Origin of the sequence: Sphingomonas sp., assembly GCF_039594485.1 — a bacterium.
Classification (GTDB): Bacteria; Pseudomonadota; Alphaproteobacteria; order Sphingomonadales; family Sphingomonadaceae; genus Sphingomonas.
This window is the reverse complement of the sequence record NZ_JBCNNI010000012.1, coordinates 110266-125834: the sequence shown is the minus strand read 5'-3', so window position 1 is coordinate 125834 and position 15569 is coordinate 110266. Positions and strand designations below refer to the sequence as shown.

Genomic DNA, 15569 nt, shown 5'->3' with positions numbered 1-15569 from the left:
CCACCAAGAACGATTACGTCATCAAGGATATCGGCCTGGCCGATTTCGGCCGCGCCGAGATCAAGATCGCCGAGACCGAGATGCCCGGCCTGATGGCCCTGCGCGAGGAATTCGGCGCGGCGCAGCCCCTGAAGGGTGCGCGCATCACCGGCTCGCTGCACATGACGATCCAGACCGCCGTGCTGATCGAGACGCTGACCGCGCTGGGCGCCGATGTGCGCTGGGCGACCTGCAACATCTTCTCGACCCAGGACCATGCCGCCGCCGCGATCGCCGCTGCGGGCATCCCCGTCTTCGCCGTGAAGGGCGAGACGCTGGCCGAATATTGGGACTATGTCGGCGACATCTTCGACTGGGACAAGAATGGTGACGGCACCACCGCCAACATCATCCTGGACGATGGCGGCGACGCGACCATGTTCGCGCTGTGGGGCGCCAAGCTGGAAGCCGGTCAGACCTTCGGCGAGCCGGAGAACGAGGAAGAGGTCGAGTTCCAGCGTTCGGTCAAGGCGTTCATCGCCAAGAAGCCGGGCTATCTGACCCAGACCGTCAAGAACCTGAAGGGCGTGTCGGAAGAGACCACGACCGGCGTTCACCGCCTGTACGAGATCGCGAAGAAGGGCGAGCTGCCCTTCCCGGCGATCAACGTCAACGACTCGGTCACCAAGTCGAAGTTCGACAATCTGTACGGCTGCAAGGAATCGCTGGTCGATGCGATCCGTCGCGCCACCGACGTCATGCTGGCGGGCAAGGTCGCCGCGGTCGCCGGTTTCGGCGACGTCGGCAAGGGCTCGGCCCAGTCGCTCCGCAACGGCGGCGCGCGCGTGCTCGTGACCGAAATCGACCCGATCTGCGCGCTGCAGGCGGCGATGGAGGGCTTCGAGGTCGTGACCATGGATGAGGCCGTGAAGCGCGCCGACATCTTCGTCACCGCGACCGGCAACGCCGACGTCATCACCGCCGATCACATGAAGGCGATGAAGCCGATGTCGATCGTCTGCAACATCGGCCATTTCGACAGCGAGATCCAGATCGCGGCGCTGTCGAACTACAAGTGGACCGAAGTGAAGCCCGGCACCGACTTGGTCGAGTTCCCGGACGGCAAGCAGATCATCGTGCTGGCCAAGGGCCGCCTGGTGAACCTGGGCTGCGCGACCGGCCACCCGTCCTTTGTGATGTCGGCCTCGTTCACCAACCAGACGCTCGCCCAGATCGAGCTGTGGACCAAGGGCGAGAACTACAAGAACGAAGTCTATGTGCTGCCGAAGCACCTCGACGAGAAGGTCGCCGCGCTCCACCTCGAAAAGCTGGGCGTCCAGCTCTCGAAGCTGAGCGAAAAGCAGGCCGCCTATATCGGCGTGCCGGTCGAGGGACCGTTCAAGCCGGATCACTATCGCTACTGATCCTCACCTGGCCAACTGGCCAGTGACAATCGAAACGGGGGTCGTCCGGTCGGGCGGCCCCTTTTTCTTTGGTCCGAAGGTGATCCGAACATGCGCTTCATTCTGGCGTATCGCGTCGCGATCGGGCTAGAGAAGGTGGGATGCGCAGCCTGGCCCCGGATCCTGTCGGATGATCATGATCGATAGCGTCGAGGCGGTCCTGTTGGGGGCGGGGGCGTGCGCGATCATCGTCACGGCCATGGTGCTGCTGTTCCTCGGCATTCGGGCGCGTGGCGAGGCCTCGGCGGTGCGGATCGAGCGAGACCGGCTCGACGCGCTGATGCGGGCGGGACCAGCCCAGGCGATGCTGGTCCGCACCGATGGACGGGTCGACATGCCCCGGCGGCTCGCCGACTGGCTGGGCCTGCCGGATGTCGCCCGCTTTCTGGAGGAATTGAAGGCCGAAGGCGCCGGGATGACGCCGGAGGATTATGCGCTGTTCGGGGCGGACCTGACGGCGGCGCAGAAGGCGGGTCGGCACTTCCGCCGGATCGTCCGCCCCCAGGGATCGTCGCGCACCCTGTTGCTCGACGGCGCGCGCGCGCCGCAGGACCAGGGCGCGGCGGGGGCGGTCGTCGTCTGGGCCTTCGACATGACCGAGGCGCAGGACGAGATTGCCCGGCTGGATCATGAGACGCGGCGGCTGGGCGATGCGTTCCAGGCCTTGACCGGACTGATCGAGGCGGCACCACTGCCCATGTGGTATCGCGGGGCCGACCTGCGACTGTCGATGGTCAACACGGCCTATGTCGAGGCGGTGGAAGGCCGCGATGCCGCGGATGTGGTCGGGCGCGGGCTGGAACTGGTCGAGGGATCGGGGCGCGGCGGCCCGCTGGCGGGCGCGGCGGCGGCCCGCGATCAGGGGCGGCCGCACCAACAGGTGCTTCCCGCGACGATCGACGGCGCGAGGCGGGCGCTGCGTATCTATGACGTGCCGTTGCCCAATGGCGGGATCGCGGGCTTCGCGGTCGATATCGAGGATCTGGAACAGTCGCGCGCGGGCGCCAAGCGCTTTGCCGAGGCGCAGCGCGCGATGTTCGACCGGCTGTCGGCGGCGGTCGCGCATTTCGGGCCGGACCGGGGGCTGGTCTTCTGCAACCAGCCGTTCCGCCGCATGTTCGCGATGCGCGCCGAATGGCTGGCGGATAACCCCGAATTCGACCGTATCCTGGAGCGGATGCGCGAAGCCAGTCGCAGCCCCGAGGTGCGCGACTTTCCCGGCTGGAAGGCGGAGCGGGTCGGCTGGTTCCGCGAGGCGGGCGACGGCATCGAGGAGCAATGGCATCTGCCGGGCGGCACCCATTTGCGGGTCGTGGCGCAGCCGCTGCCCGATGGCGGGTTGCTGCTGATCTTCGAGGATCGGACCGAGGAGGTGCAACTCGCCTCCGCGCGCGATACGCTGCTCCGGGTGCGCACCGCGACCTTCGACAATCTGTTCGAGGCGCTGGGCGTCTTCGCCGCCGATGGCCGGTTGCAGCTCTGGAACAACCGTTTTCGGATACTTTGGGGGCTGGAGGAGGATTTCCTGGCCAGCCGTCCCCGCGTCGATGCCTTTGCCGAGCGGGTCGCCGAGCGACTGGCGACACCGAGCCGCTCCGCGCTGATCGTCGATCTGGTCCGCTCGGCGACGATCGAGCGGCAGCAGCGTGGCGGGCGCGTCGCCTTTGCCGATGGGCGGCATTTCGAATTTGCGGGCGTGCCCCTGCCCGATGGCAATGCGTTGTTCACGCTCCTGGACATCACCGACAGCCGCCGCGCCGAACAGGCCTTGCGGGACCGCGCCGATGCGCTGGAGGCGGCGGACAAGGTGAAGACCGCCTTCGTCGCCAATATGAGCTATGAACTCCGCACCCCGCTCACCTCGATCAGCGGTTTTGCCGAGATGCTGCACGGCGGTTTCGCGGGGCCGCTGCCCGACACGGCGACGACCTATGTCGAGGCGATCCTGGAGTCGACCGAGCGGCTGGGGCTGCTGGTCGACGACGTGCTCGACCTGACCCGGGACCAGGCCGATGGCGGGATCATCCGCGAGGATGTCGAACTGGCCCGTGTCGCGCGCGCGGCGGCCGATACGATCCGCCCGATCGCGGGGCGGCGCAAGCTGGACTTCGCGGTCGAGATCCATCGGTCGCTGGGGCGGATCTCCGGCGATCGTCGCCGGTTGCAGGAGACGATCGAGCATCTGCTGCGCCATGCGGTCGAACAGACGCCGGAAGGGGGACGCATCCTGCTGCATGCCGACGGGGATTCGGGGCGGGCGCGAATCGTCGTGTCGGACGATGGGCAGGGCATGGACGAACAGGCGGTGGTCCGTGCCTTCGACCGCTTCGCCGAGCCGGGCATCAAGGCGACGGGGGAACGCGCACTGGGCCTCGGCCTGCCGCTCGCCAAGCAGTTCGTCGAGGCGCATCAAGGGACCATCACCCTGTTGTCCGAACCGGGCGAGGGGACGCTGGTGACGGTCGAACTGCCCCGACGGGTGCCGGAGAAGGACAAGTCATGACGATCCGCCTCGCCGATGCCGCCGCCACCGAGGATTTCGGTCGTAGGCTGGCCGCGCATATCCGTCCCGGCGATGTGGTGACGCTGACCGGCACGCTGGGGGCGGGCAAGACGAGCCTGGCACGCGGCCTGCTCGCCGCGCTCGGCCTGCCCGGTGAGGCGCCGAGCCCGAGCTTCGCGATCGTCCAGCCCTATGCCCCGCCCGAAACCGCGATCCCCGTGCTGCACGTCGATCTCTACCGCCTCGACGGGCCCGAGCAGATGGAGGAACTGGGCCTGGACGAAGCGCTGTGGGATTCGGCGCTGATCGTCGAATGGCCCGACCGGGCAGGGCCGGATGCCTGGCCGCACGCGCTCGCGCTGTCGCTGGAAATGGGCCCGGCGGGCGGTCGTGTCTTGACAGCCAAGGTGCCCTTGGGCTGGGAGGCGCGATGGCCGATATGACCCCTCCGGCGGATGCCCCCGCCTTTCTTGCCACGCTCGGATGGGAGGGCGCGGTTGTCGTTCCGCTCGCCGGTGACGCCTCGTTCCGCCGTTATTTTCGGGTGACGCTCGGCGCGCGCAGCGCCGTCCTGATGGATGCGCCGCCGCCGCACGAGGATCCGCGCCCGTTCATCGCGATCGCCCGCTGGCTGATCGCGCGGGGGTTCGCCGCGCCCGCCATTCTGGGTGCGGACGAAGCGCGGGGCCTGGTCCTGATCGAGGATTTCGGCAACGACCGGATGCGCGAGGCGATCGAGGCCGATCCCGATGCCACGTCGAAGCTGTATGGCGATGCGGTCGATCTGCTCGCCGCGCTGCGCGGTCACGCGCCCCAGGGACTGGCACCCTATGATGCGACCGTCCTTCACCGCGAGGCGGCGCTGTTCACCGAATGGTATGCTCCTGCAGTGGGCCTGGACGTCGATGTCGACGGCTATCGCGCCGCGTGGGAACGGGTGTTCGCCCATGCCATCGCGGACAATCCCGTCACCGTGCTGCGCGACTATCATGTCGAGAACCTGATGCTGGTCGGGCCGATGCGGACGCTGGGGCTGCTCGACTTCCAGGACGCGCTGGCGGGGCATGCCGCCTATGATCTCGTGTCGCTGCTCCAGGATGCGCGGCGCGATGTCGAGCCTTCGATCGAGCAGGCGATGCTGGAGCGCTATCTGAACGCGACGGGGGAGGGCGATGCGTTCCTGCGCGCCTATCACGTCCTGGGTGCGCAGCGGAACGCCAAGATCCTGGGCATCTTCACGCGGCTGTGGAAGCGTGACGGAAAGCCGCGCTATGCCGCGCTGTGTCCGCGTGTCTGGGCCTATCTGGAACGCGATCTGTCGCAGCCGGTGCTGGCGCCGGTCGCGGCGTGGTTCGATGACAATATACCGCCCGAGCGGCGCGGCGATCCGCATATTCTGTCGTCGCGGGCAGCCGGCGAATGACCCGGCAACTCTCGCTCCGTCCGACCCCGGCCGGCCAGGTGCCACGCACCGCGATGGTGATGGCGGCGGGGATCGGCAAGCGGATGCGCCCGCTGACCGCGACCCGGCCCAAGCCGCTGGTGTCGGTCGCGGGCAAGCCGCTGATCGATCATGTCTTCGACCGGCTGGTCGCGGCGGGGGTCGAGCGGGCGGTCGTCAACGTCCATTATCTCGCCGACCAGCTTGAGGCGCATCTGCGCGATCGGTTCCCGGAGATCGAGATCCTCTTCTCCGACGAACGCGCGCAACTGCTGGAAACCGGTGGCGGGCTGGTCAAGGCGCGGCCGTTGCTGGGCGAGGATCCGGTGCTGGTCGTCAACAGCGATAATCTGTGGATCGACGGGCCGGTCGACGCGATCCGCCTGCTCTCGTCGCGCTGGGACGAGGCGACGATGGACGCGCTCCTGCTGATGGTGCCGCTGGCGCGCGCGCACAACCATCAGGGGCAGGGGGATTTCTATCTGGGCGCGGACGGCCGGATCACCGCACGCCGCGCGCGCAACCGGGTCGCGCCCTTCTCCTATACCGGGCTTCAGATCCTGCATCCGCGCATCATCGCCGATGCCCCTGAGGGCCCATTTTCGACGAACCTGTTCTGGGACCGCGCGATCGCGGCGGGCCGCGCTTATGGTCAGGTCCATCAGGGCCTGTGGTTCGATGTCGGTACGCCGCGCGCCATCCCGCGAACGGAGCTGATCCTCGCGGATGGCTGAGCCGCGCCGCCCGAGATTGCACACCATCCCCGCGCATCGCGGCTTTGCGGATGCACTGGTCGCGGGGCTGATGCGGCGCACCGGCGGCGATCCGCTGGTCCTGGCGCAGGGGATGATCCTGCTGCCCACCAATCGCGGTGTCCGTGCCGTAACGGAAGCGTTCGTGCGCGCCAGCGGCGGCGGCCTGATCCTGCCGCGCATGGTCGCGCTGGGCGACCCCGAACTGGGCGAGGCGGCGGGCTCCGCACTGGACCCTGCCGATGCCGCCGCGCCGCCGCCGCCCGCCATTTCGCCGTCCGCCCGGCGGATGATCCTGGCGCGCCTGGTCGAGGAGGAGCGCGCACGGGCGGGCCACCCCGTGACGGCGGCGGAGGCGGTGCGGCTGGCGGGCGATCTGGCGCGCACGCTGGACCAGATGCTGGTCGAGGAGGTGGAGCCGGCCGCGCTCGCCACGCTCGATCTGGGCCCCGAACTGACCGAGCATTGGCAGGCGGCGCTGGCGACCTTTTCGGTGGTGCTTGACCGCTGGCCCGCCGTGCTGGCGCGGATGGGGCGGATCGACGCGGCGCGGCGGCGGACATTGCTGCTCGACCGGATCACCGGGCGCTGGGCCGAGGCGCAGCCTGCAGGGTTCGTCTGCGCGGCGGGCGTCACCGATACCGCGCCTGCGGTCGCGCGCCTGCTTCGCTGCGTCTCGGAAATGCCGGGCGGGTCGGTGGTCTTTGCCGGGCTCGACCTGACCATGCCCGACGAGGAATGGAACTCGCTCGGGCCGCACAAGCCCGATCCGGCGACGGGACGTGTCCGCCGCGCGGTCGAAACCCATCCGCAATATGCACTCAAGCTGCTGCTCGACCGGATGAGCGTCGGGCGGGGCGAGGTGACGGTGTGGCGCGGCGGCGGCGATTATGACGCGGGCGCGGCGCGCGGCCGGGCGATCGCCAACGCCATGGCCCCGGCCGACTTCACCGGCAAATGGACCGATCTGCCCGCCGAGGATCGGCGGCTGTCGGGCGTGTCGACCATCGAACTTGCCACACCGGCGGAGGAGGCGCAGGCGATCGCGCTGGCCCTGCGCGAAGCAATCGAGGAGCCGGGGCGCACCGCCGCGCTCGTCACTCCCGATCGCGCGCTGGCGCGGCGGGTGGCGGCGCATTGCAGGCGCTGGAACATCCTGATCGACGACACCGCCGGGCGGCCTCTGTCGATCCTGTTGCCGGGAACCTTCCTGTTGCAACTGGCCGAGGCGGCGGCGCAGCATTTCGCACCCCTGCCGCTGCTCGCGCTGCTGAAGCATCCGCTGATCCGGGGCGAGATGGACCGGGTCGCGTGGCTGGACGGCGTGCGGGCGCTCGATCGCGCGCTTCGGGGCCCACGGCCCGCACCGGGGCTGGACGGGATCGCCCAGCATATCGCCGACAAGCCGGCGGCATCCGCCTTCTGGGCCCGGGCCGCGCCGATGCTGGAGGCGGTGGGGCGCACGTTCGGCGACGGGCCGCAGTCGTTGCGGGGGTTGCTCGCCTGTCTGCGCGAATGCGGACAGGCCTTGTGCGGCGACGCGCTATGGACCGGGCCGCAGGGGCGGGCGGCGGCGGAGTTCCTGTCGGGTTATGAGGAACAGGCCGATCACGGGCCGGCCCGCGTCGATCCATCGGAGCTTCCGGGGCTGTTGCGCAGCCTGTTCGACGAGATCGCGGTGCGCGCCATCCCGCGCGAGGGGCAGCATCCGCGCCTTGCCATTTACGGGCCGATCGAGGCGCGCCTCCAGACCGCGGACCTGATGATCGCGGCGGGCCTGAACGAAGGCGTCTGGCCGGGTCGTCCCGCGCCCGACCCCTGGCTGGCGCCGCGCATCCGATCGCTGTTGGGGCTGGTCGGGCTGGAGCAGCGGATCGGCATCGCCGCGCATGACCTGGCGCAGGCGATGGGGGCGCCGCGCGCGATCCTGACCCGCGCGCGCCGCGACGCGAGCGGGCCGACGCTCGCCTCGCGATTCTGGTTGCGGTTGCAGGCCATGGCGGGCGAGCGGTTCGAGGCGCATCCCGACCTCGCCCGCTGGGCCGAGACGCTTGATCGACCGGACGACTATACCCCCGCCGACCGACCCGCGCCCCGGCCGCCCGCGGCGCTGCGTCCTACCGCCATCTCGGTGACCGAGGTCGATCGGTTGAAGGCCGACCCTTATGCCTTCTACGCGCGTCGCGTGCTGCGCCTGTCACCGCTCGATCCGGTCGATGCCGATCCCAGCGCGGCGTGGCGCGGCACCGCCGTCCACGACATATTGGAGATGTGGTGGAAGGAAGATCGGTGCGATGTCGCCGCGTTGCGTCCTCGTGCGCTCGCGATGCTGCGTGACCAACGCACCCATCCGATGATGCGTGCGCTGTGGCAGCCCCGGTTGATCGAGGCGATCGACTGGATCGCAGCCGAGGTCGCCGCCAAGGCCGCCGAGGGCCGCCATGTGCTGAGCGCGGAAGGCAAGGGCGAGGCCAAGCTGGCGGGCGTGACGCTGACCGGCCGGTTCGACCGGATCGACCGGATGGCGGACGGATCGCTGGTCGTGATCGACTATAAGACCGGCAAGCCCCCATCGGCGACGGCGGTGCGCGAGGGGTTCAGTCTGCAACTCGGGCTGCTTGGCCTGATCGCCGAGCGGGGCGGGTTTGCGGGTGTGGCGGGCCGCGCGGGCGGCTTCGAATATTGGTCGCTGGGGCGCGGGCGCGAGGGGCTGGGCTATATCGCCACGCCGGTCGATCCCGACGGCAAGCGGGAGAGAATCCGTACCGACGAGTTCGTGTCGATCGCGGCCGCCAATTTCACGGAGGCGGCGGGCCAGTGGCTGACCGGCGACGCGCCGTTCACCGCCAAGCTGGTACCCGAATATGCGCCCTATGCGGAGTATGACCAACTGATGCGGCGGGATGAATGGTATGGCCGTGATCGGTAAGTCCTGCCTTGCTGCCGCGAACGCCGCCGCCGGGCCCGGTCGACGTGCATGGGATGCCGGGCGCTTGGAGCCGGTGGCATGAGCGCCCGGCCGATGGCGAACCTGCCGCCGCTCAAGGGAGATCAGGCGGCGGCCAGCGACCCCGGGACGCATGTCTGGCTGTCCGCCTCGGCGGGGACCGGCAAGACGCAGGTCTTGGCCGCGCGGGTGTTCCGCCTGCTGCTGCGCGGCGTCGCGCCAGAGTCGATCCTGTGCCTGACCTTCACCAAGGCGGGCGCGGCGGAGATGGCGCAGCGGATCAATGGCCGTCTCGCCGCCTGGGTGCGGATGCCCGAAACCGAGTTGTTCGCCGATCTCCGTGCGCTGGGGGAGAAGGCGACGCCCGATCTGCGCGAACGGGCGCGGACGCTCTTCGCGCGGGTGCTCGACGCGCCGGGTGGCGGGCTTCGCATCCAGACCATTCACGGCTTCTGCCAGGGGTTGCTCGCCGCCTTTCCGGTCGAGGCGGGGCTCGCCCCCGGTTTCCGGCCGCTGGAGGCGCGCGAGGAGGCGGTGCTGGCGCGCGAGGCGCTGGCGCGGATGCTGGAAACCGCCGAGCGCGAAGGCCGGGTCGGCCCGGTCGAGACGGTCGGCGCGCTGTCGCTCCGGCTGGGCGAGGGGGGCGCGGAGGCGTTCCTCGCCGCCTGCGCCCGCGCGCCGGGCGCGTTGGAGGCGCTGCCCACCGGTATCCAGCCCTGGCTCCGTCGCGCCCTCGACCTGCCTTCGGGCGATATCGACGAGGCGATCGCCGAGGGTGTCGAGGACATCGACGCGGACGCGGTCGCCCGACTGGCCGGTGCCAATCGCGCCTGGGGCACCGCGACCGGCGACAAGGCGGCGATTGCGCTGGAGCGCTGGCTGGGCAGCGACAGCGCGGGGCGGGTCGCGCTGCTCGAAGAATTGATGGGCACGGTCTTCACCGCCAAGGGCGAGCCGCGCAAGGCGTCCAAGAAACTGACCGACGCCGATCCCGATTATGAGGATATGGCGCGCGAACTGGGTGAGGCCTGTCGCCACCTGCTCGGCCTCGCGGCGCGGGCGCGCCACGCCGATCTGCTCGCTGATGGCCTGGCCGTAGGGCGCGATTATGCGCGCGCCTATACGCTTGCCAAGCGCGCGATCGGGGCGGTCGATTTCGATGATCTGATCCGCACGACCGTCGATCTGCTCGAACGGCCGGGTATCGGCGAATGGGTTCGCTACAAGCTCGACCAGGTGACCGAGCATGTCCTGATCGACGAGGCGCAGGATACCAACGCCCATCAATGGCGGATCGTTCGCGCGCTCGCGGACGAGTTCTTCGTCGGGCGCGGGCTTTATGCGCCCTCGACGCGGACGCTGTTCACGGTCGGCGACCACAAACAGGCGATCTTCGGCTTTCAGGGAACCGACCCGATCAACTTCCAGGCGGCCGAACTGCATTTCTCGCGCCGGGCGGAGGAGGTGGCGGGCGACGACGAATGGCCGCCCGAGGAACGGGGACTGCCGTTCAACCAATTGTCGCTGACCCATAGTTTCCGCTCGACCCGCCCGATCCTGGAGTTTGTCGACGCCGCGATCGAGGCATTGGGGCAGCCCGGCATGGGGATGGCAGGTGAGGTTGAACGCCACGCCAGCGAGGTGAAGGGCCCCGGCCGCGTGACCCTCTGGCCGCCCGTCGTCGCGGGCGGCAGCGACGAGGATGAAGAAGGCTGGATCGACGATGCGGTGCGCAAGGTCGCGACCGACATCGCGCGGGCGGTTCGCCGCTGGCTGGATGACGGCGTCATGCTGGAGAGCAAGGGCCGCCGCCTGGAGCCGCAGGATATCATGATCCTGGTCAAGCGGCGCGGCGACCTCGCCTCGCTGATCGTCGCGCGGCTCTATGCCGAGGGGGTGCCGGTCGCGGGTGTCGACCGGCTGCGGCTGAACGCGCCGCTGGCGGTTCAGGATCTGCTGGCGACGGTCCGGTTCGCGCTTCAGCCCGACGATGATCTGTCGCTCGCCGCGCTGCTGGTGTCGCCGCTGATCGGCTGGTCGCAGGATCGATTGATGACGGCGGGCCATCGCGAGCGGGGTTCGCTCTGGGCGCATCTGACCCGGACGCTGCCCGCCGAAGACCTGGCCCCGCTTCGCCAGATGCTGGCGCGGGCGGACGTGTCGACCCCTTACCAGTTTCTGGAGGAACTGCTGTCCGGGCCGCTCGACGGCCGCCGCAAGCTGATCCGCCGTCTGGGCAGCGAGGCGCGCGATCCGATCGAGGAACTGCTGGGCGCCGCGTTGACCTTTGAGAGCACGACGACGCCGTCGCTCCAGCGTTTCCTCGACTGGTTCGATCGCGGCGATGTGGAGATCGTGCGCGATCCCTCCGCCCCGCTCGACGCGGTGCGGGTGATGACCGCGCATGGGTCGAAGGGATTGCAGGCGCCGCTGGTGATCCTGGCCGACGCGACGGCCGATCCGACGGCTTCGCCAAGGTCGATCCTGCGTTGGACGCCGGAGCCTGGTGCGTTGCCGATCCCGGTCTTTCCGCCCCGTGCCGAGGAACGGGGCGGGCCGCTGGATGCCGTCGCGTCGGAGATCGCCGCACGGGAACTCGCCGAGCATTGGCGGCTTTTCTACGTCGCCGCGACGCGCGCCGAGGAACAGTTGGTCATCACGGGCGCATTGGGCAAGCGCGCGGCGGGCGTGCCGCCCATGCATAGCTGGTATGCCACCTGCGCGCGCGCGATGACGGCGCTGGGCATCGCCGAAACCGAACCGGGCGACGGGCAGGCGCGGGTCTTCACCGGGACGACGCCGCAACCGCCGGTCGATGCCAGGCCCGTTCCGACGGGCATGGTGACGCGGCCTGACGGGGTGGTACTGCCCGATTGGGCCCGTCGGCCCGCACCGCAGGAATCGCGCCCGCCGCGCCCGCTCGCGCCTTCGTCATTGGGGGAGGACATGGTCGCCGATCCGCCGCCGACCCCGGCGATGCGCGCCGCCGCCGAGCGGGGGGGGCTGATCCACTGCCTGCTCGAACGTCTTCCTCCGGTCGCGCCCGACGCCCGGCGTGCGGCGGCGGAACGCTGGTTGATCCAGGCGGCGGGCGTGGAGGATGCGGATCTGCGGCGCGATGTCATGGCGGCGGTCTTCGCGATCCTCGACGACCCGGCTTATACTGCACTGTTCGGTCCGGGATCGCTGGCGGAAGCGCCGATCGCGGCGACCCTGCCCAATGGCCTGGTCGTGTCGGGGCGGGTCGACCGATTGCTGATCGGAACGGATGAGATCGCGCTGATCGACTATAAGACCGGGCGGCGCGCGCCGGCGGGTGTCGAGGATGTGCCGGTGTTCCATCTGGCGCAGATGGCGGGCTATGCGGCCGCGCTGGACGTGATCTTCCCGGGGCGGCGGATATCGGTCGCCCTTCTCTATACGGCGGGGCCGCGGCTGGTTCCGATACCCGATGCGCTGCTCGCCATGCACAAGCCCGGCTATCGCGATCGGGAGCAAAGCTTGCCGCTTGGTGGTTGAGCGACCGTCCGGCGCGTCCTAGATGGATAGCAACGAAGGAGTATTGATAGATGGCAACCAAGCAGATCACCGACGCCAGCTTCGAAGCGGACGTCCTGAACTCCGATAAGCCGGTGCTGGTCGATTTCTGGGCCGAATGGTGCGGACCGTGCAAGATGATCGGCCCCTCGCTTGAGGAGCTGTCCGAGGAGTTGGGCGAGCAGGTGACGATCGCCAAGCTCAACATCGACGACAATCCCGATGCGCCGGGCCGTTATGGCGTGCGCGGCATTCCGACCATGATCCTGTTCAAGGGCGGTGCCGCCGCCGCCACCAAGGTCGGCGCCGAGCCCAAGGGCCGGATCAAGGCGTGGTTGGAAGGCGCGCTTTAATCTGAGATCGGTAATCGGCCTCTCCGCCCCAGCGTGAGAGGCCGCTTTGCCAGCGCTGTCGCGCGCGCTTTCGATCCGAGATCGCGTCGAGGTCCGTGAATCTGACTCTCGCGCCAGGCCCCGATCCAAATTGCCTCCATATCGGTGACAAAATCTGATCGGAAATGGTTCTACTTCGGATCAGCCGTGCACGTCCGCCCCTCGGGTGGCAGTACTTCCCGCGAGAAGCGGGTAAACAAATCCTGGGGATTCAGCTCCATGGCCCAGGCGATCTCGCAAAATTCCAGCATATCGACACGGCGCTCGCCCCGTTCGATATGCGAGATCATCGGCTGTGGCCGCGCAAGCCGCTGAGCCAGCTCGACCTGAGTCAGTCCCCTTTCCTTGCGGACAGAGGCCAGAAAGTTGGCCAAACGCTTTCCCAGCGCGTGGGATACATATTTATCCAACTTTTGCAGGGCCTTAGCTGATGCAGCTTAAGCGCTTTTCATATCGGTGGAAAGCATTTATACAATTTTTGTATATTCGGGCCGGAGCGCGCGGTGGACGACGATCAATTCCTTTCGGCGCAGCGGAAGATCAGGTTGATCATGTGCGGCGGCGCCGCCGGCGGTCTTTGCGGCCTGTTCTGGCGGGAATTGTTTCACCATCTCGCCGCGCTGTGGCGGTGAGAGCCTTCCCCCAAAGTTAAGCGTTTCGACGAAGCGCGTGACGCTCAGGTGAGCGGGATCATCACCGTGTCGCGAAAGGCGGCCCGCTCGCGCAGGGCCGCATACCAGCGTTCGAGATGGGGACGGGAAGGGCGTTCGACCGGCAGTTGAAACCAGCTATGGGCATAGGTGGCGACCGGGATGTCGCCGATGCCGATATCCTTACCCGACAGCCAGGCTTCGCGCCCCAGTTGCGCATCGATAAGCGCCGACAGGCGTGCCGCCTGTGCCGCGCTGCGCGCGATCAACGCCGTATCCCGCTGCTCGGGCGGCGTCCGTACAAGTTGAAAGAAGATCGGTCGGATCGCCTCGGCCCAGTCGAAATGCCAGTCCATCCAACGCTCCGCCAGCGCCCGCGCCTTCGGGTCGGAGGGAAACCACCGCTCGCCGCCATGCGTCGCCGCCAGATAACGCAGAATGCTGTGCGATTCCCAAAGGACGAAACCGTCCTCCTCGATCGTCGGGATCAGCGCATTGGGATTGAGTGCGCGATAGGCGTCATCCATCCCGAACGCGCCGCCCATATCGCGGCGATCATAGGGCACGCCCAGTTCCTCGGCCAGCCAGACGACCTTCTTGACGTTGTGCGAGTTGATCCGGCCCCAGATGGTCAGCATCCCGGCATCAGCTCCGGTAATCAGCGTTGATCGAGATATAGCCATGGGTCAGGTCGCAGGTCCAAACCGTCGCGGCCCCGTCACCCAGCCCCAGATCGACGCCGACCGCGATCTCCCGGCCCTTCAGATGCGCCGCGACGGGCGCTTCGTCATAGCCCTCGACCGCCAGGCCTTCGCGCGCCACCAGCGTCTCGCCGAAACGGATCGACAGTTTGTCGCGCTCGGCCGGTTCGCCTGCCTTGCCGACCGCCATGACGACGCGACCCCAATTGGCGTCCTCGCCCGCGATCGCCGTCTTCACCAGCGGCGAGTTGGCGATCGACATGGCGATGCGATGGGCCGAGCGATCGCTCTCCGCGCCCTCGACCCGGATTTCGATCAGTTTGGTCGCGCCCTCGCCGTCGCGCACGACGAGCAGGGCCAGTTGGTGGCACAGATCGGCCAGCGCGGCGCGGAAGGCATCCGCTCCGTCGCTATCGTCATCGACCAGGGGCGCGTTGCCCGCCTTGCCCGTCGCGAAGGCCAGCACCGTGTCGCTGGTCGAGGTATCGCCATCGACCGTGATGCACGAAAAGCTGCGGCCATTGGCGGCGGTCAGCGCGCGTTGCAGGAATTCGGGTGAAACGGCGGCGTCGGTGAAGATGAAGCCCAGCATCGTCGCCATGTCCGGCGCGATCATCCCCGACCCCTTGATGATCCCGGCCAGCGTCACCGTGCGGCCATCGACCATGGCGGTCGTCGTCGCGCCCTTGGCGAAGGTGTCGGTAGTCATGATCGTCGCGGCGGCGTCTTCCCATCCGCAAGGGGCGGCCGAGAAGGCCGCGTCCAGCCCGGCCTCGGCCTTGTCGATCGGGAGCGGCACGCCGATCACCCCGGTCGAGGCGACGAACACATCCGAAGGCTGGCAACCGATCGTGGCGGCGGCACGGGCGGCGATGGCCTCCACGGCGGCGCGGCCGCGATGCCCGGTAAAGGCGTTGCTGTTCCCGGCATTGACCACAAGCGCGCGCGCATTCCCCAAGACCAGCGCCTTGCGGCACCATTCGACCTCGGGGCTGGGGCATTTGCTGGTGGTCAGTACGCCCGCCACGCTGGTCCCCTCGGGCAGGGTCACGAAGGTCAGGTCGCAGCGATCCCAGTTCTTGTACCGCGCCCGCGCGACACGCAACGTCACGCCGTCGATGGCGGGCAGGGCGGGGAAGGGCGTGGCGAGAGGCGAAGTGGCGGTGCTCATGCGACCCGCTTTGCCGCTTGCGCGCGGCCGCCG

Annotated in this window: 12 protein-coding genes; 9 read left to right on the top strand and 3 right to left on the bottom strand. The window is 68.7% G+C overall.

Translation table 11 applies throughout. The features are described 5' to 3' along the window. Window positions 1-20: 20 nt before the first annotated feature. From ahcY to trxA, 8 genes are all read left to right on the top strand, one after another. Complete coding sequence (gene ahcY / locus ABDV78_RS08290; RefSeq protein WP_343526904.1) at window positions 21-1403, top strand: adenosylhomocysteinase; 1383 nt, start codon at window positions 21-23, stop codon at window positions 1401-1403. Window positions 1404-1572: 169 nt separating this feature from the next. Then, complete coding sequence (locus ABDV78_RS08285; RefSeq protein WP_343526899.1) at window positions 1573-3945, top strand: PAS-domain containing protein; 2373 nt, start codon at window positions 1573-1575, stop codon at window positions 3943-3945. Then, window positions 3942-4388, top strand: a complete 447-nt coding sequence (gene tsaE / locus ABDV78_RS08280; protein ID WP_343526898.1) for a tRNA (adenosine(37)-N6)-threonylcarbamoyltransferase complex ATPase subunit type 1 TsaE — start codon at window positions 3942-3944, stop codon at window positions 4386-4388. Before ABDV78_RS08285 ends, tsaE begins: the two co-directional genes overlap by 4 nt. After that, window positions 4385-5368 (top strand): phosphotransferase, encoded by a 984-nt coding sequence (locus ABDV78_RS08275; protein ID WP_343526903.1) that lies wholly within the window; start codon window positions 4385-4387, stop codon window positions 5366-5368. The genes tsaE and ABDV78_RS08275 overlap by 4 nt, the downstream gene beginning before the upstream one ends. Next, complete coding sequence (locus ABDV78_RS08270; protein WP_343526897.1) at window positions 5365-6120, top strand: nucleotidyltransferase family protein; 756 nt, start codon at window positions 5365-5367, stop codon at window positions 6118-6120. Before ABDV78_RS08275 ends, ABDV78_RS08270 begins: the two co-directional genes overlap by 4 nt. Beyond that, entirely contained in the window at window positions 6113-9067 is a 2955-nt protein-coding gene (locus ABDV78_RS08265; protein WP_343526895.1) for a PD-(D/E)XK nuclease family protein, read from the top strand. The genes ABDV78_RS08270 and ABDV78_RS08265 overlap by 8 nt, the downstream gene beginning before the upstream one ends. Before the next feature lie 78 nt (window positions 9068-9145). After that, the gene (addA, locus tag ABDV78_RS08260; protein ID WP_343526894.1) at window positions 9146-12604 is read left to right on the top strand and encodes a double-strand break repair helicase AddA; all 3459 of its coding nucleotides are present in this window, start codon (window positions 9146-9148) and stop codon (window positions 12602-12604) included. Between the two features lie 50 nt (window positions 12605-12654). After that, the gene (trxA, locus tag ABDV78_RS08255) at window positions 12655-12975 is read left to right on the top strand and encodes a thioredoxin (protein ID WP_007404159.1); all 321 of its coding nucleotides are present in this window, start codon (window positions 12655-12657) and stop codon (window positions 12973-12975) included. Between the two features lie 170 nt (window positions 12976-13145). On the opposite strand, the gene ABDV78_RS08250 is transcribed toward trxA, so the two are convergent. Continuing rightward, entirely contained in the window at window positions 13146-13388 is a 243-nt protein-coding gene (locus tag ABDV78_RS08250; protein ID WP_343526893.1) for a helix-turn-helix transcriptional regulator, read from the bottom strand. A gap of 129 nt (window positions 13389-13517) precedes the next feature. Here ABDV78_RS08250 and ABDV78_RS08245 point away from each other — a divergent pair, with 129 nt between their 5' ends. Then, complete coding sequence (locus ABDV78_RS08245) at window positions 13518-13646, top strand: hypothetical protein (protein ID WP_343526891.1); 129 nt, start codon at window positions 13518-13520, stop codon at window positions 13644-13646. Between the two features lie 44 nt (window positions 13647-13690). Here the strand turns inward: ABDV78_RS08245 and ABDV78_RS08240 are convergent, their stop codons facing one another. Further along, window positions 13691-14302, bottom strand: coding sequence for a glutathione S-transferase (locus ABDV78_RS08240; RefSeq protein WP_343526890.1), 612 nt, complete (start codon window positions 14300-14302; stop codon window positions 13691-13693). Window positions 14303-14309: 7 nt separating this feature from the next. After that, complete coding sequence (gene argJ, locus ABDV78_RS08235) at window positions 14310-15536, bottom strand: bifunctional glutamate N-acetyltransferase/amino-acid acetyltransferase ArgJ (RefSeq protein ID WP_343526889.1); 1227 nt, start codon at window positions 15534-15536, stop codon at window positions 14310-14312. Window positions 15537-15569: the final 33 nt, after the last annotated feature.

Excerpts from the sequence above, each read along its gene's own strand:
- ABDV78_RS08285 (WP_343526899.1), top strand. The coding sequence starts at position 1,573 with ATGATCATGATCGATAGCGTCGAGGCGGTCCTGTTGGGGGCGGGGGCG.
- tsaE (WP_343526898.1), top strand. The coding sequence starts at position 3,942 with ATGACGATCCGCCTCGCCGATGCCGCCGCCACCGAGGATTTCGGTCGT.
- ABDV78_RS08275 (WP_343526903.1), top strand. The coding sequence starts at position 4,385 with ATGACCCCTCCGGCGGATGCCCCCGCCTTTCTTGCCACGCTCGGATGG.
- ABDV78_RS08270 (WP_343526897.1), top strand. The coding sequence starts at position 5,365 with ATGACCCGGCAACTCTCGCTCCGTCCGACCCCGGCCGGCCAGGTGCCA.
- ABDV78_RS08265 (WP_343526895.1), top strand. The coding sequence starts at position 6,113 with ATGGCTGAGCCGCGCCGCCCGAGATTGCACACCATCCCCGCGCATCGC.
- addA (WP_343526894.1), top strand. The coding sequence starts at position 9,146 with ATGAGCGCCCGGCCGATGGCGAACCTGCCGCCGCTCAAGGGAGATCAG.
- trxA (WP_007404159.1), top strand. The coding sequence starts at position 12,655 with ATGGCAACCAAGCAGATCACCGACGCCAGCTTCGAAGCGGACGTCCTG.
- ABDV78_RS08240 (WP_343526890.1), bottom strand. The coding sequence starts at position 14,302 with ATGCTGACCATCTGGGGCCGGATCAACTCGCACAACGTCAAGAAGGTC.
- argJ (WP_343526889.1), bottom strand. The coding sequence starts at position 15,536 with ATGAGCACCGCCACTTCGCCTCTCGCCACGCCCTTCCCCGCCCTGCCC.